Genomic DNA, 19,181 nt, shown 5'->3' with positions numbered 1-19,181 from the left:
ATCAGCGACATTGATCTCAAAGTGATTGTTGGAGGATGGCCCGATGGAGTGCGTGGTGGCGGTGGATGTCGGCGGTACGACCATGAAGGGCGGACTCGTCACCCGTGACGGGACGATCGTCTACACCGAGCGCCGCCCCACGCCCCGGGCCGAAGGACCGGAGCGGGTGATCGCCGCGATCTCGGCCTTCGTCGCCGATCTGGCGCGGCCCCGTGACGGGATGACGCCGAGCGCCGTGGGGCTGGCCGTTCCCGGGCTGGTGACGGCCACGCACGCGGTCTTCTCGGCGGCGTTCGGCTGGCGGGACGTCCCGGTGGCGTCGTTCACCGACGTGGACCTGCCGGTGGCGCTGGGGCACGACGTCCGCTCGGCGGGGGAGGCGGAGCTCGCCCATGGGGCGGGGCGGGCGGACGACGTGCTGTTCCTCCCCATCGGCACGGGCATCGCGGGCGCGGTCGTGCTCTCAGGAGCCCTGTACGGCGGCGCGGGCGGCTGGGCCGGGCAGATCGGGCACATCCCGGTCCGGCCCGATGGGCTCGCGTGCGGGTGCGGGCAGCGGGGCTGCCTGTCGGCGTACGCGTCGGGCGGGGCCGTCGCGGCCCGGTGCGGTGAGACCTCGGCGGCGGACGTCGTCCGGCGGGCCGCCGGAGGTGACCCGGTGGCCGGAAAGGTCTGGTCGGAGGCCGTGGAGGCGCTCGCGCTCGCGCTGGCCACCTACACGCTGGTGCTGGATCCGGCCGTGATCGTCGTCGGCGGCGGGATGTCGCTGGCGGGGGACGCGCTGATCGTCCCGCTGCGAGCGCGGCTGGCCGCCCGGCTGGGCTTCCGGCCGCCTCCCGAGGTGATCGCCTCGGAGCTCGGGGTCACGGCCGGGCTGCGGGGGGCCGGGCTGCTGGGGGCCCGTCTGCTGGGGTGGCCGGCGTGAGGTGGGCGGGCACGTCCACCGGCTGGGCGCGCAGCTCCTCGCCCAGGGCCTTGGCCTGCGGGTCCAGGCGCGGGCTCGCCGCGACGCCCCGGCCCAGGAGGCCGTGGACGACGAAGTTGAGCGCCTTGATGTTGGGCAGCTCGTGGCGGTCCACGCGGTGTGCCGCGAGGGCGGGCAGCAGGGCCTTGAGGGTCTCGGTGGTGAGGGTGGCGGCCAGCCAGGCGTAGCGGTCGGCGGTGTCGGTCCAGACGCCCAGGTTCGCGTTGCCGCCCTTGTCGCCGGAGCGGGCGCCGGCGATCCTGCCCAAGGGCATGCGCACGCTCGCCCGGCCGCCGTCCACGGGACCCGGGCCGCCTCGCCTCGGTGGGGCGGGGGCGTCCGACGCTCGTGGCGCGGCGGCGGTGGACGCGTGGCCCGTCGGGGCCAGGGCGGCGGGGGCGGGCGTCTGGTCCGTCGGGGGTAGGGCGGCGGGGGCGGGCGTCTGGTCTGTCCGGGGTAGGGCGGGCGTCGGCGTCGCGTCGCCGGTCGGCGTGGTGTCGTCGGAGGGCAGCTCCGCGCCGTCCAGGAAGACCCGTGGGCGCACCTCGGCGGCCGGCACCAGCACCGGCCAGTACACCCCGTACGGCGAGGCGTTGCCCGGCGGGGCGAGCCCGTAGAAGCCCGGGTAGCTGGCCAGCCCCGTCTCCACCACGGCCGAGGAGAAGGCCCGGCCCGCACGCTGCTGGTCGGCGTCCATGACGGTGATCCGCAGCAGGCCCGGCTCCGTGAGCGTCACGTGCGCCTCGTCGAAGGAGTCGCGAGGCACCCGAGCCCAGATCGCCTCCTCCGCCACCCGTGCCTTGGCCTCGACGTCCAGCCCCGTCAGCATGAGCGTCATCGTGTTGCGGTAGCCGCCCAGGTAGTTGACGGCGACCTTGAGCGTGTCCGGCGGCGGCTCCCCCCGGACGCCGGAGACCAGCACGCGGTCGGGCCCGTCGTCCGTGAGCGTGATCGTGTCGAACCTGGCCACGACGTCGGGCCCCAGGTAGCGCGGGCCGCCGAGCTCGTACACGAGCTGTGCCGTGACCGTGCCGGTCGAGACCAGCCCGCCCGTGCCGGGATGCTTGGTGATCACGGCCGAGCCGTCGGCGCGCAGCTCGGCGAGCGGGAAACCGCATCGGGCCAGATCCGGTACGTCCTGGAAGAACGCGTAGTTGCCGCCCGTGGCCTGGCAGCCGCATTCGATGATGTGGCCCGCGACCACCGAGCCCGCCAGCGGGTCGAGGTCGCCGGGCCCCCACCCGTACCGCCAGATGCCGGGGCCCGTCACCAGGGCGGCGTCCGTCACGCGGCCGGTCACCACCACGTCGGCGCCCGCCGAGAGGGCGGCGGCGATCGGGCGGCCGCCGAGATAGGCGTTGGCCGTCAGGGGCGGGCCGGAAAGGCGCTCGCCGGTGTCGGCGTTCACCAGGTCGAGGTCCCGGCCGGTCAGGTCGTCGCCCGTCACGTGGGCGACCGAGGGGGACAGGCCCAGCCTGGCGGCCAGCTCGTGGACGGCCTCGGCGCAACCGGCCGGATCCAGGCCGCCGGCGTTCGTCACGATTTTGATGCCTCTGTCCAGGCACGGGCCGAGGACGTCCTCAAGCTGCCGCAGGAACGTGGGCGCGTAACCGGGACGGCCCTTGAGGCGGTTGCCGGCCAGGATGAGCATGGTCAGCTCGGCCAGCCAGTCGCCGGTCAGCACGTCGATCGGGCCGCCCTCGACCATCTCCCTGGCGGCCGAGAGGCGGTCGCCGTAGAAGCCGCTGCAGTTGGCGACCCGCAGCGTCATCGCGACACCCACGTGGGCGGGCGCTTCTCCCAGAACGCCCTGATCCCCTCCTGGCCCTCGTCCGAGGTGAACCGCTGCGCGGACAGGGCCGTCATCTGGCTCAGCCCGTCCGCGAACGACAGCGTGGGCACCTGCCTGACCAGCCGTTTCGTCAACGCGACAGCCTCGGGGCCACCCTGGATGAGCATCTCGGCGTAGTGCGCGACCGTCGCGTCCAGCTCCTCCTCCGGCACGGCCCGCGAGAGCAGGCCGATCTCGGCCGCCCTGGCGGCGTCGAACACCTCGCCGGTCAGGAAGTATTCGGCCGCCGCCCTCGGATCGAGCCGCCTGAGCACCGGCACCGAGATCATCGCGGGCACCACGCCGAGGCGTACCTCCGTGAACGCGAACGACGCCGTCAGCGGCGCGACCGCGAAGTCACAGGAGGCCACCAGCCCCAGACCGCCCGCGCGCGCGGTGCCGTTGAGGCGGCAGACGGCGGGCTTCGGGCTCTCCCAGAGCAGCGTCATGATCTCCGGGAGCGCCCCCGTGATCGGCGCGCCCGCCGCGCGCTGCTCCTTCAGGTCGGCGCCGGAGGAGAACACGGTGCCGGTGGCGGTCAGCACGATCACCCTGGCCGCCGGCTCGGCCAGCGCCCAGGTGAGGTGGTCGCGCAACTCCTCCAGGAGGCGTACGGACAGGGCGTTGCGGTTGGGCGGAGAGTCCAGCGTGATCGTGGCGACGCCGCCCGCCAGCTCCTTGTGCACCAGATCCGTCATCGGTCCCCCTCCTGGATGATCGCCAGCACGGCGCCCGCCTCGACCTGCCGGCCCTTCTCGACGTGCACGCCGGACACCACGCCATCCGCCGGAGCGGCGATCCGATGCTCCATCTTCATCGCTTCGAGCACCAGCACCTGCTGGCCCTTGACCACCCGGTCCCCGGCCACCACGTCGACCCGCAGCACGTTACCCGGCATCGGGGCCAGCAGGGAGCCCGGCACGACGTGCTCGGCGGGCTCGGGCAGGCGGGGGAGCGGGGTCAGCTCGGCGTGGCCGTCCGCGTGGTCGACGTAGATCCGGCCGTCCGGCTCGTACTGGGCGACGGCGAAGGTGTGCCGGACGCCGTCGCGCTCCAGCACCACCCGGCCCGGCTCCGCGCTCACCGTGGTGACACCGGGCGGCAGCGGGTCGTAGACGACGTCGGCCTCCTCGAAGCGGGCCAGGCGCGGCGCTGAGCGCACGTTGCGCCAGCCGCCGGGCAGGCTCGCCAGCACCGTGGCCGCGCTGCGGCGGGCGGCGGCCACGGCCAGCGCGGCGGCCAGCCCCGCGAGCTCCCCGCCGGAACGTGGCTCCGGCCCGTCTGTGCGGAGCGGGGAGTCTGTGCGGAGCGAGCCGTCTGTGTGGAGCGAGCCGTCCGTGTGGAGCGGGCCGTTCGGGGCGAGGAAGCCGGTGTGCGTGGCGCCTGCCTGAAAGGCCGGGTTCGTCAGAATCTTGAGCAGCAGGTCGCGATTGGTGGTGACGCCGTGCAGCCGCGCCCGCCGCAGCGCCGTCACCAGCTTCCGCACCGCCTCCGCCCGGGACGAGCCGTGCGCGACCACCTTGGCCAGCATCGCGTCGTAGTGCGGCGAGACCACCGACCCCGACTCCACCCCCGAATCCACGCGTACGTCCCCAGCGACCTCGAACCGCCGCAACACCCCGGTCTGCGGCACGTAGTCGCCGTCCTCCGCATAAAGCCGCACCTCGACCGCATGCCCGGCGGGCGCCGGCGGCGCGGGCGGCAGCGCCACTCCTTCGGCCACGGCGAGCTGCAGCCGGACGAGGTCCACCCCGTAGACCAGCTCGGTGACGGGATGCTCGACCTGGAGCCGGGTGTTCATCTCCAGGAACGCCACCCGATCCCCCTTGACCAGGAACTCCACCGTGCCCGCCCCGACGTAGCCGATCGTCCGCGCGGCCCGGACGGCGGCCGCGCACAGCAGCTCCCGCGTCGCGGCCGAGATCCCCGGCGACGGGCACTCCTCGACGACCTTCTGGTGCCGCCGCTGCACGCTGCAGTCGCGCTCGCCCAGCGCCCACACCTGCCCGTGCCCGTCGGCCAGCACCTGCACCTCGACGTGCCGGGCCTCCTCCAGCAGCGGCTCCGCGAACAGGGTCCCGTCCCCGAACGCGGCCAGCGACTCCCGCCGCGCGGACTCGACCTCGCGCGCCAGCTCCCCGGGCTCGCGGACGATCCGCATCCCGCGCCCGCCGCCACCGGCGGACGCCTTCACCAGCACGGGGAACTCCCCGGGCGCCGTCACGTCGAGTGAGGGCAGCACGGGCACCCCGGCCTGCGCCATCAACCGCTTCGCCGTGATCTTGGACCCCATGGCGGCGATGGCCTCGGGCGGCGGCCCGACCCACACCAGCCCGGCCGCCACGACCGCGCGCGCGAAGTCGGCGTTCTCGGACAGGAAGCCGTAGCCGGGGTGCACGGCGTCCGCACCCGAGAGGCGGCAGGCGTCCAGGACGCGCTCGATGTCGAGGTAGGTGTCGGCGGGCCGGACGCCGCGCAGGCGTACCGCGAGGTCGGCCTCGGCGACGTGCGGCGCGTCGGCGTCGGCGTCGGAGTGGACGGCGACCGTGGAGATGCCGAGCGCGCGGCAGGTACGGAAGACGCGGCGAGCGATCTCGCCCCGGTTCGCGACGAGCAGACGCGTGATCACGGCCGGAACACCCCGAATCCCGCCGGCTCGGGCACCGGCGCGCTGTTGATCGCCGACAGGCACATGCCGAGGACCGTACGCGTGTCGCGCGGATCGATGACCCCGTCGTCGTAGAGCCGGCCGGACAGGAAGAACGGCAGCGACTCCGCCTCGATCTGCGCCTCCACCATCGCGCGCATGGCCGCGTCGCCCTCCTCGTCGTACATCTGCCCCTTGGCCAGCGCCGACGCCCGCCCGACGATCGACAGGACCCCGGCGAGCTGGGCCGGCCCCATCACCGCCGACTTGGCGCTCGGCCAGCTGAACAGGAAGCGGGGGTCGTAGGCGCGCCCGCACATGCCGTAGTTGCCGGCGCCGTAGGAGGCGCCCATGACCACCGTGAGGTGGGGGACGGTCGAGTTGGACACCGCGTTGATCATCATGGCGCCGTGCTTGATGATGCCGCCCTGCTCGTAGTCCTTGCCCACCATGTAGCCGGTCGTGTTCTGCAGGAACAGCAGCGGCGTGCGCGACTGGCCGGCGAGCTGGATGAACTGCGTGGCCTTCTGCGCCTCCGCGCTGAACAACACGCCGCGCGCGTTCGCCAGCACGCCCACGGGATAGCCGTGGATCCGCGCCCACCCCGTCACCAGGGACGTGCCGTAGGCGGGCTTGAACTCCTCGAACTCGCTGCCGTCCACCACCCGGGCGATCACCTCGCGGGGGTCGAACGGCACCTTGAGGTCCTCGGGAACGATCCCGAGCAGCTCTTCCGCCGGATAGGCCGGCTCTCGCACGGGGGTGAGCGGCAGCACGCCCCGCTTGCGCCAGGTGAGCGACCGGATGATCCCGCGCCCGATCCGCAGCGCGTCGTGCTCGTCCTCGGCGAGGTGGTCGGCCAGCCCGCTGACCCGCGCGTGCATCTCCGCCCCGCCCAGCGACTCGTCGTCCGACTCCTCCCCGGTCGCCATCTTGACCAGCGGCGGGCCGCCCAGGAACACTTTCGCTCGATCCCGCACCATCACCACGTAGTCGCTCATCCCAGGCACGTACGCGCCACCCGCCGTGGAGTTCCCGAAGACCAGCGCCACGGTCGGGATGCCCGCCGCCGACAACCGGGTCAGGTCGCGAAAAATCCGCCCACCCGGGATGAAGATCTCCTTCTGCGTCGGCAGATCCGCGCCGCCGCTCTCGACCAGGTTCACGTACGGCAGGCGGTTCTGGAGCGCGATGTCGGCCGCCCGCAGGGACTTCTGCAGCGTCCACGGGTTGGAGGCGCCGCCGCGCACGGTCGGATCGTTCGCCGTGATCACACACTCGACGCCCTCGATCACCCCGATCCCGGTGACCACGCTCGCCCCGACGGGGAACGCGCTGCCCCAGGCGGCGAGCGTCGACAACTCCAGGAACGGGGAGTCCGGGTCGACCAGCAGCTCGATGCGCTCCCTTGCCGGCAGCTTGCCCCGCCGGCGGTGCCGCTCGACATACTTCTCGCCGCCGCCGGCCACCGCCTTGGCCTGCTCGGCGGCCAGCTCGGCGAGCTTGGCCAGCATCGACGCGCGGCGGCCGAGATGGTCGGCGCTCGCCGGATCGAGGCTGCTCCTGATCACGGGCCCTCCTGAGGAATCGACGTGTGCGTCAACCCGATGGCCCGCGCCCACAGCCGGGTCAGATGGTCGACGGCCGCCTGCTCGTCGGCCTGCTCCCCGAGATCGAGCCAGACGTGCGCGAAGTGCTCCACCATCCCGCCCAGCATGATCGCGGTGAGCCGGGGATCGAGCGCGGGATCGGCCAGCCCCTGCTGCTGCAACCTGAGCAGCCCGTCCGCCCCCCGCCGCACGAACACCTCGCGCAGCTCCAGCAGCAGCCGCCCGAACCGGCCGTCGGCGATGGCGGCCTGCTCCAGCATCCGCACCAGCCGGGAGTTGGCGGCCCAGGCGCGCAGGTAGAGCCGGTTGGCCGCCTCGATGCGGGCATAGGGGTCGTCGGAGGCCGCCGCACCGACGACGCTCGCCGTGAACAGCTCGCCGACCACCCCCTCCGCGACCTCGCCGAACAGCGACTCCTTGGAGTCGAAGTAGGTGTAGAAGGTGCCGTGCGAGACGCCGGCCCGCACGCACACGTCGTCGATCCGCACGGCGTCGTAGCCGTGCTCCTCGAACGCCGTGCGCCCCGCGTCCAGCAGCGCGCTCCGCGTCCGCCTGCCCTTCGCCGTCGGCGCCGGAGATCTGACGATCACGTCAATTACCGTAGCGAACGGCGGCGCCGAAGTCACCGCTCTCCGGCGAACCGGTTGGGATGCCCGGTTGGAGCGCCCGGTTGAAGTGCCCGGTTGAAATGCCCGGGTGGGACGCCTGGATGGGACGCCCGCGTGGAATGCCCGGGTGGAACGCCGGAAGCCCTGACCGGCGCGCGGAGCGCGGAGCCGGACAGGGCTTCAAGAATCGTTCGTCAGCGGTCGTTCGTCAGGTGCAGTGGCTCCAGCCGGACTTCCAGCTCTGCGTACCCCACGAGCCACCCCAGATCACGCACTTCTTCACGGCCGACACCCGCACGGGGCCCGCGTAGGCGGTGAAACTGCCGCCGTTGTTCCCCTTCGCCCCAGCCTTGACCTGAATGAACGCGGTCATCGGCATCTTGCCGGGCCACACGACGCTCGACATGGTCACCACGCAGTTCTTGCCCGCGGCGGTGCTGTACAGCAGATAGATCGTGGCGCCGGAGCCCAGAGAACGAGAGTCGATGACCTTGTAGCCGGAGCCGCACAGCGAGGTGGCCTTGTACGGGTTCGGCTTCATCGTCTTGATCGGCGTCGAGCTCGGCTTGGTGGAGGGCTTGTTCGTCGGCTTGGACCCACCCGACGTGGCGCCCGCGGTCGGCTCGTTCGTCGGGTCGGCGCCGGGCTCGACGACGTTGGCCTTCTTCTTGGTCGGCGTGGGCGTCGGCTCGGGCCGCTTCGACGTGGTCACGGGCCGCGGCGCCTCCGTGACGACCTGGGTCGGCACCTGGGCGATGGGCTCCTCGACGGGCTTCTTCGCCTTCTTGGTCTCGTCCGGCTCGATGTCCAGGGTCGGCACCGCCACCGGCGGGTCCGTCGGCACGACCGGGGCCTCGGTCTGGTCGGCCGGCGGCTCGGCCGGCTGGCCCGCGCCCGATCCGTCGCCCTGCGTGCTCTGGGAGGTGTTGCCCACGGCCACGACCGGGACCTCTTGCTTGCTGTTCGCCTGCACCACGATCGCGCCGGCCACCACGAGCAGAGCGGCGGCGGCGGCTCCCGACAGCGCGAGGGTCAGGGTGCGGCGCTGCTTGGCGGGCGTGTCATCGGCAGGCGGCGCGGGGTTCCGGCCGCCCGCGTTCCGCCCGCCGGCGTTGCCGGGCTGGAAGCCGCCGTGCGGAGGCTGGCCGGGCGCGCCGGGGCCGTGCGGCGGCATTCCGGCCGCCGCGCCCTGAAGGCCGCCGTTCGGGCCGCCCTGAGGGATGCCCTGAGGCGAGCCCTGAGGAGTTCCGGGAGTCTGCGGGCCGCCCGCCTGCGGGTTGCCCTGAGGGTGTCCGGCCTGAGGGTGTCCGGCCTGCACGTTTCCGAGCTGCGGGTGTCCGGCCTGAGGGTGCCCTGCCTGAGGGTGTCCGTGTCCGGGCTGCGGCTGTCCGGCGTGCGGGCCGTTGCCGGGCTGGTTCGGAACGCCGGGCATCCCGCCGGGCAGCGGGCCGCCGGGCTGGTTCGGAACGCCGGGCTGTGCGGCGCCGGGGCCGTTCTGCGCCGCCGGACGGCCATAGGGGCCGGTCTGCGGGAGCGCGGCGGCCTGGGCGCCGCCCTGGAGGTGAGCCACCGGCTGCGACCCGGTCGGGTGGGACCACGGCTGGCCGGTGAGACGGCCGATGAGCTCGTCCGCGCTGGGCCGCTGCGCCGGGTCCTTCGACAGGCACGCGGCCACGAGCTCCGCCAGCACCCCGTCCATCCCGCCGAGCTGCGGCTCCTCGTTCAGGATCCGGTTCATCACGACGGGGATGGAGTCGGCGCCGAACGCGGGCTTGCCCGTCGCGGCGAACACCATCGTGACGCCCCACGCGAACACGTCGGCCGCCTCCGACACCGCCGCCCCGCTGAGCTGCTCGGGCGCCAGGTACGAAGGCGTCCCCATGGCCATGCCGGTCGCCGTGGCGCCGGGGGAGTCGAGCGCGCGGGCGATGCCGAAGTCGATCACCACGGGACCCTCGGGGCCCATGAGGACGTTGGCGGGCTTCAGGTCGCGGTGCAGGATGCCGGCGCGGTGGATGGCCGCGAGCGCGGTGGCCGTGCTGATCGCCAGCCGCTCCAGCGCCGCGCCCCGCCGCGGCCCCTCGTTGATGACCAGCTCACGCAGGGAGGGGCCCGGGACGTACTCGCTCACGATGTACGGCCGGCTGCCGTCCAGGTCGGCGTGGAGCACTGGAGCGGTGCAGAACCGGGCCACCCGCTGGGCCACCGCGACCTCGCGCAGGAACCTGGTCCTGGCGTCGGCGTCGGCCACCAGGGCATGGTGCAGGAGTTTGACCGCCGCCTGTTCCCCGGACTCGTTCTCGCCCAGGTAGACAACGCCCTGGCCACCCTCGCCGAGCCGGGCGACGATGTCGTACGCCCCCAGCCGCCGCGGGTCGTCCGCCGCCAACGGCTGAGACTGATTCACGTCGGAACCCCCAGATATACGCAGTAGATGCGGCGAAACGCTATCAGCGTGACCATTGGGGCGTCTGCCGGACGTGCTAGAAGTCTCACGTTTGACGTGCCGAGTCAGCGTTCCGTCGCAGGTCGTGTACGCATTGACAACAAAGGTCACGGCTTGGTGAAGAGAGATCGTGACGGGCTGGAGCGGTCCCGGCCGATCACTTCGGCCGGCCGGTGCACCGATCAGATGGCCTTGCCCGGGTTGAGGAGGCCCAGCGGGTCGAAGACCGCCTTGATGCCGCGCTGCACCTCCGAGACCACCGGTCCCGCCTCCAGGCCCAGCCAGCGCTGCTTGAGCAGCCCCACGCCGTGCTCCCCGGTCAGCGTGCCGCCGAGTTCGAGCGCGTGCCTGAACACCTCGTCCGCCGCCGCCCACACCTCGGGAGGCGGCTCCGCCGTCCCGTGCTCGAAGATGAAGACCGGGTGCAGGTTGCCGTCCCCGGCGTGCGCCACCGTGGCGATCCGCACCCCGTGCCTGGCCCCCGCCGCCTCGATGGCGGTGATCATGTCGGGCAGCGCCGAACGCGGCACGCACACGTCCTCCACCAGGCAGGCCCCCTGGCGCTCCTTCGCCTGGTACGCCATCCGGCGCAGCCCGATCAGCTCCTCGGTCTCCTGCGGGCTGGAGGACACCGCCACGAACGAGGCGCCGTTGTCCACGCAGATGCGCTCCATGAGCTCGGCCATCGCCTGGCCGTCCGTGGCGTCGGACTGACCGATCAGCATGGCCTGGGTCGTGGGTTCGAGGCCGATGTTGCGCCACTCGTCGATGGCCGCCAGCGTGGCCCGGTCGAGCAGCTCCATGAGCGAGGGCTGGCAGCCGGCCGCCATGATCGCCGACACCGCCGCCCCCGCGTCCCGCAGCGAGCCGAACTCCGCCGCGAACGTGGCCGGCGGCGTGACCGGCGCGCGGCGCAGGCGGACCGTGGCCGAGGTGATGATGCCCAGCGTGCCCTCCGAGCCCACGAACAGGCCGGTCAGGTCGTAGCCGGTGACGCCCTTCATGGTGCGCCGGCCGGTGTTCATGATCCGCCCGTCGGCCAGCACGACCTCAAGGCCGAGCGCCGAGTCCCTGGTGACGCCGTACTTGACGCACCGCAGCCCGCCGGCGTTGGTGGCCAGGTTGCCGCCGATCGTGGAGATCTCGTACGACGAGGGGTCCGGCGCGTACATGAGCCCGTGCTCCCTCGCGGCCCGGTCCAGGTCGGCGGTGATGACGCCGGGCTCGACGACGGCGATCTCGTCGGCGGGGGAGAGCTCCGTGATCGCGGTCATCTTGTGCAGCGACAGGATGATCGACCCGTCGCCGGCGACGGCGGCGCCCGCCAGGCCCGTGCCGGCGCCGCGCGGCACCACCGGGATCCGGTGCTCGGTGGCCCATCTCATGGTGGTGACGACGTCGTCGCGGGAGGCGGCGAGCACCACGCCGAGCGGTTTGCCCGGCTCCACGAACGTCCGGTCGCGGGCATAGGAATCGATCACGTCCGGGTCGATGACGACACGAGCTTCGGACAGGGAGTTCACCAGGGCATCAATCGGTCTCACACCATGCACCGTACAGTTTGCGCACCTTGTTGCTTAAGGCCAGACTGCCCGGGTGGAAGTCAGGTGCCCCGTGTGTTCGGAGACTGGCCAGGTTGTCGCGGTCCCCGGAGTGGTCGCCGCGGGGACGACGTACAAGATCGGACGGGTCAGGTTACCGGGCGAACGTGAGGTGGCGGACCTGCCCACCGCCGCGACCCTGGGCGCGTCCAAGCACGTCATGAGCCGTACGCAGCTCGCGGTCTGGATGTCCTTCCCCAGCAGGCACTACACGCCCTGGACCAGGAACCACGGCTACATCCTGCTGGGCGTGGCGGCCCTGACGCACCTGGTCGTGTCGCTGGTGATCGCGATGGGACAGGAGCCGAAGTGGGGGGAGGTGCTGCTCGCGCCGTTCTGCCTGACGGGCCTGTTCTGGGGGTTCGGGCTGCTGAACGTGCTCGGCTCCTTCGGCGCCCGCAAGCGCGACAACGTGGAGGCCCCGGCCAGGGAGCGGGCCCTGGCCGTCTGGGAGGGCCTCTACTACTGCGCGCGCGACAACGTCGTCTTCGAGCCGGGGGTCGGCGTCTCGTTCCATCCGAGCGAGACGCGCGAGTACATCTTCGGCTTCAGGCGCAACGGCCGCTGATCAGCCCTGCTCCTCCGCCACCAGGCGGACGCAGACGGCCAGGCCGTTGATGGCCTGCTCCAGCTCGTCCAGATCCGGGTAGGTGGGGGCGATCCTGATCGTGCGGTCGTCGGGGTCGGCGCCGTAGGGGTGGGTGGCGCCGGCGGGCGTCAGCGCGATGCCCGCGGCCTTGGCCTTGGCCACCACCGCGGCGGCGTTCGGCACCTCCAGGCTGACGAAGTAGCCGCCCTTGGGGCTCGTCCAGGTGGCCAGGCCGCCGAGCTGCTCGGTCAGCACCTTGTCGACCAGCTCGAACTTGGGCCCGATCAGCGCGGCGTGCCGCCGCATGTGCGCGGCCACGCCCGCGGGGTCACGCAGGAACTCCACGTGACGGAGCTGGTTGATCTTGTCGGGGCCGATGGACTGCTTGGCGGTGTTGCGCAGGAACCACTCGACGTTCGCCGGCGAGGAGCCGAAGAACGACACGCCGCTGCCCGCCAGCGTCACCTTGGAGGTGGAGGCGTAGACGAACACGCGGTCGGCGTGGCCGTGCTCGGCGGCCAGCGCCAGCAGGTCGGCCAGCTCGGCCGGCTCGTCGGTGAGGTGGTGCACCGCGTAGGCGTTGTCCCAGAAGATCCGGAAGTCGGGAGCGGCGGCCGGCATCGCGGCGAGCCGGCGGACGGTCTCGTCGCTGTAGACGTCGCCCGAGGGGTTGCTGTACTTCGGCACGCACCACATGCCCTTGATGCTCGCGTCGCCGGCCACCAGGCGCTCGACCACGTCCATGTCGGGGCCGTCGGCGTTCATCGGCACGGGGATCATCTTGATCCCGAAGCGCTCGCAGATGGTGAAATGCCGGTCATAGCCGGGCACCGGGCAGAGGAACGTGATCTCCGGCTCCGCCACCCACCGGCGCTCGGCGCCGGGCAGCGGGCTCAGCAGCGCGTGCACGATCGTGTCGTGCATCAGGGTCAGGCTGGCGTTGCCGCCGACGACGATCTGGTCCGCGGGCACCTGGATCAGCGGCGCGAAGAGCTCGCGAAGCTCGGCCAGCCCCTGCAGATTGCCGTAGTTACGGCCGTCGGTGCCGTCGGCCGCGCGATAGGAGGCGGGCAGCCCGAGCAGGTCGTTGGAGAGATCGAGCTGGCGCGGCGACGGCTTGCCCCTGGTGAGGTCGAGCGAGAGCCCTCGCTGGACGAGGGCGGCGTAGTCACGCTGAGCGGTCACGATGTCTCCTCGGGTCGGTTCGCCTACGAAGGATAGAAGACGGCGGCGGGTGGCCCGTCGCACTTCCGCCATGTGGGACGGGAGAACGCTCACGGGGCTCCTGGGACCGCACGGCAAAGCTGTCGGTGCGAATGTTAAAGAACACCTTCCCGCGCGGCGATCGTTGGCGTGGAATGGGTAGATCGGGGCGAGACACCGTGAGCCGTGTTCGGCGGTCCGCGGCGGCAGCGGGCTTGGCATCTGACTCCGCACCGGAGGGAGCAGCCGTGACGACTGTTCGCGAGACGTCGATCGAGCGGATCAGGCGCCGCCGCACCGGGACCGTCATCGCCTCCTGGATGTCGACGACCGACCACAAGGTCATCGGGTACCTCTACCTGATCACCTCGTTCGGGTTCTTCCTCGTGGCCGGGCTCATGGCCATGTTCATCAGGGCCGAGCTCGTCTCTCCCGGCATGCAGATCGTCAGCCAGCAGCAGTACAACCAGCTCTTCACCATCCACGGCACGGTGATGTTGCTGCTGTTCGCCACCCCGCTGTTCGCCGGGTTCGCGAACGTGGTCATGCCGCTGCAGATCGGCGCCCCCGACGTGGCCTTCCCCCGGCTGAACGCGGTCGCCTACTGGTTGTTCCTGTTCGGCGGCCTGATGGTGGTGGCCGGGTTCTTCACGCCGGGCGGCGCGGCCGACTTCGGCTGGTTCGCGTACACGCCGCTGTCGTCGTCCCTGCACTCGCCGCAGGTCGGCGGCGATCTGTGGATCATGGGGCTGACCCTGTCCGGTCTCGGCACGATCCTCGGCGCGGTCAACTTCATCACCACGATCATCGGCATGCGGGCGCCGGGCATGACGATGTTCCGGATGCCGCTGTTCACCTGGAACGTGCTGCTGACCAGCATGCTCGTGCTGATGGCCTTCCCCGTGCTGGCCGCCGCGCTGCTGGTGCTGGAGGCGGACCGCAAGATGGGCACCCAGGTCTTCGCCAGCGCGAACGGCGGGCCGCTGTTGTGGCAGCACCTGTTCTGGTTCTTCGGCCATCCCGAGGTCTACATCATCGCGCTGCCCTTCTTCGGGATCATCTCCGAGGTGATCCCGGTGTTCAGCCGCAAGCCGCTGTTCGGCTACATGGGCCTGGTGGGGGCGACCATCGCCATCGCCGGGTTGTCGATGACGGTGTGGGCGCACCACATGTTCGCCACCGGGCAGGTGTTGCTGCCCTTCTTCTCGTTCATGACGTTCCTCATCGCGGTGCCGACCGGGGTGAAGTTCTTCAACTGGATCGGCACGATGTGGCGGGGCCATCTGAGCTTCGAGACGCCGATGTTGTTCTCGGTCGGCTTCCTCGTGACGTTCCTGCTCGGCGGGCTCACCGGGATCATCCTGGCCTCGCCGCCGCTCGACTTCCACATCAGCGACAGCTACTTCGTCGTCGCGCACTTCCACTACGTCGTGTTCGGCACCGTGGTGTTCGCCATGTTCGCCGGGTTCTACTTCTGGTGGCCGAAGATGACCGGCCGGCTGCTCGACGACCGCCTCGGCAAGGTGCACTTCTGGACGTTGTTCATCGGCTTCCACACCACGTTCCTGGTGCAGCACTGGCTCGGGCAGGCCGGCATGCCGCGCCGGTACGCCGACTACAGCTCCGCCGACGGCTTCACGGCGCTCAACGAGGTGTCGTCCGTCGGGGCGTTCCTGCTCGGCGCCTCCACGCTGCCGTTCCTCTTCAACGTCTGGAAGACGGCCAGGTACGCGCCCAAGGTGACGCTCGACGATCCCTGGGGCTACGGCAACTCGCTGGAGTGGGCCACCTCCTGCCCGCCGCCCCGGCACAACTTCACCAGCATGCCTCCCATCCGCTCCGAACGCCCCGCCTTCGACCTGCACTATCCCCGGGAAACCGAGGAAGCGCCGGCACCCGGGCAGCCGCCTTCCGAGGCCGGACGGGCGTCCGAGGCCGAGCGGCCTTCCGGCGCCGGACCGGCTCCCCAGGCCGAGCACGATGAGGACCCCGAGATCCCGCCCAGCCGGGAAACGCACGACTGATCACGTTGTTTCGCCTATCCAGGGAGATCGGCGATGACAGGCACGAAGATCCCCTTCACCCCCGAGACGGCCCCCTGCGGGAAGAAGTCGGGCGGTGAACGTCTGCTCGACGACGACGGCTACGGCCTGGTGATCCGCGACCAGCTCTTCGACTGCGGCTGCCGCAGGATCCGGCACGAATACCACGACGGCAGCATCCACCTGTCGGCCATCCGCCATGACGGCAAGCGGGTGAAGGACCCGATACGACCCGACCAGGGGAAGTGACGTACACATGATCGACGTGCTCATCGTCGGAGGAGGCGGAGCGGGCCTGCGGGCGGCCATCGCGGTCGCCGAGACGGACCCCGCGCTGAAGGTGGCGGTCGTGTCGAAGGTCTATCCGATGCGCAGCCACACCGTCTCCGCCGAGGGCGGCGCCGCCGCGGTGATCGGCATCGGCGACACGCTCGACGAGCACTGCTACGACACGATCTCCGGCGGTGACTGGCTCTGCGACCAGGACGCGGTCGAGGCGTTCGTGGCCGAGGCGCCCGGGGAGCTGATCCAGCTGGAGCACTGGGGCTGCCCCTGGAGCCGCGAGAGCGACGGCCGCGTCGCGGTCCGCCCGTTCGGCGGCATGAAGAAGATGCGCACCTGGTACGCGGCCGACAAGACCGGCTTCCACCTGCTGCACACCCTCTTCCAAACAACCCTGAAATATCAGGACATCATCAGGTACGACGAGTGGTACGTCACCCAGCTCGTCGTCGACGACGGCCGCGTCCACGGCGTCGTGGCCGTCGAGATCAGAACCGGCCGCATCGAGACCATCGCCGCCAGGACCGTCATCCTGGCCACCGGCGGCTGCGGCCGCGTCTTCCCCTTCACCACGAACGCCGCCATCAAGACCGGCGACGGCATGGCCCTGGCCTACCGCGCGGGAGCCCCGCTGAAGGACATGGAGTTCGTCCAGTACCACCCCACGGGCCTGCCGTTCACGGGCATCCTCATCACCGAGGCGGCCAGGGCGGAGGGCGGCTGGCTGATCAACAAGGACGGCTACCGCTACCTGCAGGACTACGACCTGGGCAAGCCCACGCCCACGCCGAAGCTGCGCAGCATGGAGCTGGGCCCGCGCGACCGGCTCTCCCAGGCGTTCGTGCACGAGCAGCACCTGGGCCGCACGGTCGACACCCCGTACGGCCCGGTCGTCTACCTGGACCTGCGCCACCTGGGCGAGGGCAAGATCGATGCCCGCATCCCGTTCGTGCGCGAGTTGTGCAAGAGCTACCAGAACCTCGACCCGGCCACCGACCTCATCCCGGTGCGCCCGGTCGTGCACTACATGATGGGCGGCGTCCACACCGACATCCACGGCGCCACGCCCATCGCCGGCCTGTACGCGGCGGGGGAGACGGCCTGCGTGAGCATCAACGGCGCCAACCGGCTCGGCTCCAACTCGCTGGCGGAGATCCTCGTCTTCGGCCGCCGGGCGGGCCTGGCCGCCGCCGCGTTCGCGGCCGGGCACCGGGGCGGTGAGGCGTCGGCCGTACGCACCCAGGGGGCCGACGAGCGGCGGCGGCTGGAGCGGGCGCGCGAGGGCAACAAGGGCGGCGAGCGCGCCGCCGACCTGCGCGAGGAGATGCAGCACACGCTCGAAGGCGCGGCCGGCATCTACCGCACGGGCGACGTGCTGGCCAAGGCCGTGGACACGCTGGCGGAGCTGCGCGAGCGCGCCGAGGACGTGCGCTTCGACGACACGAGCACCACGTTCAACACCGAGCTGATCAACCTGCAGGAGCTGCACACCATGCTGGAGGTCGCGCAGACGATCGCGGCGTGCGCGCTGAACAGGCAGGAGTCGCGCGGCGCCCACCAGCGCACCGACTTCCCCGCCAGGGACGACGGCGCCCACCTGGCGCACTCGCTGGTGCACCGCGCGCCCGACGGCCGGCCGTCGGTGGGCCTGCTGCCCGTGACGATCACCCGCTGGCCTCCGGGAGAAAGGGTTTATGGCCGTGACTGACACCAGCGAGGCGGTACGGCGGGCGGCGGCGCAGCGCACCATCCGGATGGAGGTCGCCCGCTACCGTCCCGGCGAGGACGAGGAGCCCGTGTTCGAGGGGTACGACGTGCCGCTGATGACCGACTGGGCGGTCCTCGACGGCCTCAACCACATCAAGGACCAGCTCGACGGCAGCCTGTCCTTCCGCTGGTCGTGCCGGATGGGCGTGTGCGGCTCGTGCGGCATGACCGTCAACGGCGAGCCCCGGCTGACCTGCGGCACCTTCCTCACCGAGTACGGCGACGGGCCGGTCAGGATCGAGCCGCTGAAGGGTTTCCCGGTGATCAGGGACCTGGTCGTCGACATCGACGACTTCCTGGCCAAGTTGTCGTCCGTGCGGCCCTGGCTGGTCAGGGAGGGCGAGGAGCTGCCGCTCACCACCGAGTACGCCCAGACGCCCGCGCAACTGGAGGCCTACAAGCAGTACAGCATGTGCATCAACTGCCTGCTGTGCTACTCGGCCTGCCCGGTCTACGTGCTCGACCCCGACTTCCTCGGCCCGGCCGCCATCGCCCTCGCCCAGCGCTACAACCTGGACTCGCGCGACATGGACGACCGCTTCGACGTCCTCAACCTGGACGAGGCCGTCTGGGGGTGCACGTTCGTCGGCGAGTGCACCCGGGTCTGCCCCAAGCACGTGGACCCGGCCGAGGCCATCCAGCGGTACAAGCTGACGGCCGCGCTGCGCTCGGTGCTGCCCTGGAGCCGGCGATGACCGACGAGGCGCCCAGGAACGCCGCCCTGGCCGCCTACCGGCCGCGCCGCGACCGGCTCTGGTTCGCCCGCAGCCGCTCCTACACCCTCTTCGTGCTGCGCGAGCTGACCAGCGTCTTCGTGGCGTGGTCGGTCGTCTACACGCTCATGCTCGTCGACGCGGTGCTCGGCGGCGGCCTCCAGGAGTTCGCGGCGCTGGCCGCCCGGCCGTGGATGATCGCGATCAACGTGGTGGCGCTGGCCGCGACCGCCTTCCACACGATCACGTTCCTGAACCTGGCGCCCAAGGCCACCGTCGTCCGCCTGGACGGCTGGCGGGTGCCCGCCTGGATGATCCAGGGGGGCAACCACTCGGCCTGGGCGCTGGTCTCCCTGCTGATCGCCTACGTCATCCTGAGGTCGCCGTGAAACGCACGCCTGAGCCGTACCTGTGGTTGCTCTTCAGCGGCGGGGGAGTGGCGGCGGCGTTCACGCTGCCGGTGCTCGTGCTGCTGTTCGGGGTGCTGATGCCGCTCGGCGTGGTCGACTGGCCCGCGGCCGAGCACCTGCGCGCGCTGCTCGGCAACGTGCTCGTCCGGCTCGCGCTGCTCGTGGTGGTCGTGCTCTGCCTCTTCCACGCGGCGCACCGGATCAGGTTCACCAGCGAGGAGTTGCTCGGCATCGCGAGGTACGACCTGGTGATAGCGGTGCTCTGCTACGGCGGCGCCATCGCGGGCGGTGTGGTCGCCACAGCGATGATGTTCTAATTGTCGTAGTTTGATCACATTTCAACAACGTACTTTACGATCGTTGACGCACCCTCTAACGTCCGGCATTGCACACCCTATGGCCATGCGCCCGGCGACCCCGGGCAGAGAGGGTACCTGGTGCCAAGCTCTAAGCGCCTGTTAGCAACAT

General features: G+C 71.4%; 16 protein-coding genes. 8 read left to right on the top strand and 8 right to left on the bottom strand.

Features of this window, described 5'->3' with window-relative positions; all coding sequences use genetic code 11:
• Positions 1-43: 43 nt before the first annotated feature.
• On the top strand, positions 44-925 hold the full coding sequence (locus ACWD0F_RS20225) for an ROK family protein (protein WP_449877520.1): 882 nt from the start codon (positions 44-46) through the stop codon (positions 923-925).
• Here ACWD0F_RS20225 and ACWD0F_RS20220 read toward each other — a convergent pair.
• The 7 genes from ACWD0F_RS20220 to ACWD0F_RS20190 form a co-directional block, all read right to left on the bottom strand.
• Complete coding sequence (locus ACWD0F_RS20220; RefSeq protein WP_449877518.1) at positions 864-2,735, bottom strand: acyclic terpene utilization AtuA family protein; 1,872 nt, start codon at positions 2,733-2,735, stop codon at positions 864-866. The genes ACWD0F_RS20225 and ACWD0F_RS20220 overlap by 62 nt on opposite strands.
• The gene (locus ACWD0F_RS20215) at positions 2,732-3,493 is read right to left on the bottom strand and encodes an enoyl-CoA hydratase-related protein (protein WP_449877516.1); all 762 of its coding nucleotides are present in this window, start codon (positions 3,491-3,493) and stop codon (positions 2,732-2,734) included. The genes ACWD0F_RS20220 and ACWD0F_RS20215 overlap by 4 nt, the downstream gene beginning before the upstream one ends.
• The gene (locus ACWD0F_RS20210) at positions 3,490-5,424 is read right to left on the bottom strand and encodes an ATP-binding protein (protein WP_449877514.1); all 1,935 of its coding nucleotides are present in this window, start codon (positions 5,422-5,424) and stop codon (positions 3,490-3,492) included. The genes ACWD0F_RS20215 and ACWD0F_RS20210 overlap by 4 nt, the downstream gene beginning before the upstream one ends.
• Complete coding sequence (locus tag ACWD0F_RS20205) at positions 5,421-6,956, bottom strand: acyl-CoA carboxylase subunit beta (protein ID WP_449877827.1); 1,536 nt, start codon at positions 6,954-6,956, stop codon at positions 5,421-5,423. Before ACWD0F_RS20205 ends, ACWD0F_RS20210 begins: the two co-directional genes overlap by 4 nt.
• A gap of 53 nt (positions 6,957-7,009) precedes the next feature.
• A complete protein-coding gene (locus tag ACWD0F_RS20200; RefSeq protein ID WP_449877512.1) occupies positions 7,010-7,642 on the bottom strand; it encodes a TetR/AcrR family transcriptional regulator in 633 nt (210 codons plus the stop codon).
• 226 nt (positions 7,643-7,868) lie between these two features.
• Positions 7,869-10,067 carry a protein kinase domain-containing protein gene (locus ACWD0F_RS20195; RefSeq protein WP_449877510.1) on the bottom strand — a complete coding sequence of 733 codons (2,199 nt, stop codon included), beginning with the start codon at positions 10,065-10,067 and terminating at the stop codon, positions 7,869-7,871.
• Between the two features lie 221 nt (positions 10,068-10,288).
• Positions 10,289-11,650 (bottom strand): FAD-binding oxidoreductase, encoded by a 1,362-nt coding sequence (locus ACWD0F_RS20190; protein WP_449877508.1) that lies wholly within the window; start codon positions 11,648-11,650, stop codon positions 10,289-10,291.
• A gap of 70 nt (positions 11,651-11,720) precedes the next feature.
• Here ACWD0F_RS20190 and ACWD0F_RS20185 point away from each other — a divergent pair, with 70 nt between their 5' ends.
• Positions 11,721-12,275 carry a hypothetical protein gene (locus ACWD0F_RS20185; protein WP_449877506.1) on the top strand — a complete coding sequence of 185 codons (555 nt, stop codon included), beginning with the start codon at positions 11,721-11,723 and terminating at the stop codon, positions 12,273-12,275.
• Here the strand turns inward: ACWD0F_RS20185 and ACWD0F_RS20180 are convergent, their stop codons facing one another.
• Positions 12,276-13,481 carry an aminotransferase class I/II-fold pyridoxal phosphate-dependent enzyme gene (locus ACWD0F_RS20180; RefSeq protein WP_449877504.1) on the bottom strand — a complete coding sequence of 402 codons (1,206 nt, stop codon included), beginning with the start codon at positions 13,479-13,481 and terminating at the stop codon, positions 12,276-12,278.
• A gap of 266 nt (positions 13,482-13,747) precedes the next feature.
• Here ACWD0F_RS20180 and ctaD point away from each other — a divergent pair, with 266 nt between their 5' ends.
• From ctaD to frdD, 6 genes are read left to right on the top strand one after another with little or no spacing between them, the layout of a single operon-like run.
• Positions 13,748-15,523: an aa3-type cytochrome oxidase subunit I gene (ctaD, locus tag ACWD0F_RS20175; RefSeq protein WP_449877502.1), complete on the top strand. Its 1,776-nt coding sequence runs from the start codon at positions 13,748-13,750 to the stop codon at positions 15,521-15,523.
• A gap of 33 nt (positions 15,524-15,556) precedes the next feature.
• A complete protein-coding gene (locus ACWD0F_RS20170; RefSeq protein WP_449877499.1) occupies positions 15,557-15,790 on the top strand; it encodes a hypothetical protein in 234 nt (77 codons plus the stop codon).
• A 7-nt stretch (positions 15,791-15,797) separates the two neighbouring features.
• Complete coding sequence (gene frdA / locus ACWD0F_RS20165; RefSeq protein ID WP_449877497.1) at positions 15,798-17,531, top strand: fumarate reductase (quinol) flavoprotein subunit; 1,734 nt, start codon at positions 15,798-15,800, stop codon at positions 17,529-17,531.
• Positions 17,524-18,285, top strand: a complete 762-nt coding sequence (gene sdhB, locus ACWD0F_RS20160; RefSeq protein WP_449877495.1) for a succinate dehydrogenase iron-sulfur subunit — start codon at positions 17,524-17,526, stop codon at positions 18,283-18,285. Before frdA ends, sdhB begins: the two co-directional genes overlap by 8 nt.
• Positions 18,282-18,692 (top strand): hypothetical protein, encoded by a 411-nt coding sequence (locus ACWD0F_RS20155; RefSeq protein ID WP_449877493.1) that lies wholly within the window; start codon positions 18,282-18,284, stop codon positions 18,690-18,692. The genes sdhB and ACWD0F_RS20155 overlap by 4 nt, the downstream gene beginning before the upstream one ends.
• Positions 18,689-19,030, top strand: coding sequence for a fumarate reductase subunit FrdD (frdD, locus tag ACWD0F_RS20150; RefSeq protein ID WP_449877491.1), 342 nt, complete (start codon positions 18,689-18,691; stop codon positions 19,028-19,030). Before ACWD0F_RS20155 ends, frdD begins: the two co-directional genes overlap by 4 nt.
• The last annotated feature ends 151 nt before the right edge of the window (positions 19,031-19,181 follow it).

This window comes from Nonomuraea sp. NPDC002799, from assembly GCF_053592075.1.
The sequence above is the reverse complement of the archived record's forward strand: the minus strand, read 5'-3'. Positions and strand labels throughout refer to the sequence as shown.

Coding starts and splice junctions, on each gene's coding strand:
- ACWD0F_RS20225 (WP_449877520.1), top strand. CDS start 44: ATGGAGTGCGTGGTGGCGGTGGATGTCGGCGGTACGACCATGAAGGGC.
- ACWD0F_RS20170 (WP_449877499.1), top strand. CDS start 15,557: ATGACAGGCACGAAGATCCCCTTCACCCCCGAGACGGCCCCCTGCGGG.
- frdA (WP_449877497.1), top strand. CDS start 15,798: ATGATCGACGTGCTCATCGTCGGAGGAGGCGGAGCGGGCCTGCGGGCG.
- ACWD0F_RS20155 (WP_449877493.1), top strand. CDS start 18,282: ATGACCGACGAGGCGCCCAGGAACGCCGCCCTGGCCGCCTACCGGCCG.
- ACWD0F_RS20205 (WP_449877827.1), bottom strand. CDS start 6,956: ATGCTGGCCAAGCTCGCCGAGCTGGCCGCCGAGCAGGCCAAGGCGGTG.
- ACWD0F_RS20220 (WP_449877518.1), bottom strand. CDS start 2,735: ATGACGCTGCGGGTCGCCAACTGCAGCGGCTTCTACGGCGACCGCCTC.
- ACWD0F_RS20215 (WP_449877516.1), bottom strand. CDS start 3,493: ATGACGGATCTGGTGCACAAGGAGCTGGCGGGCGGCGTCGCCACGATC.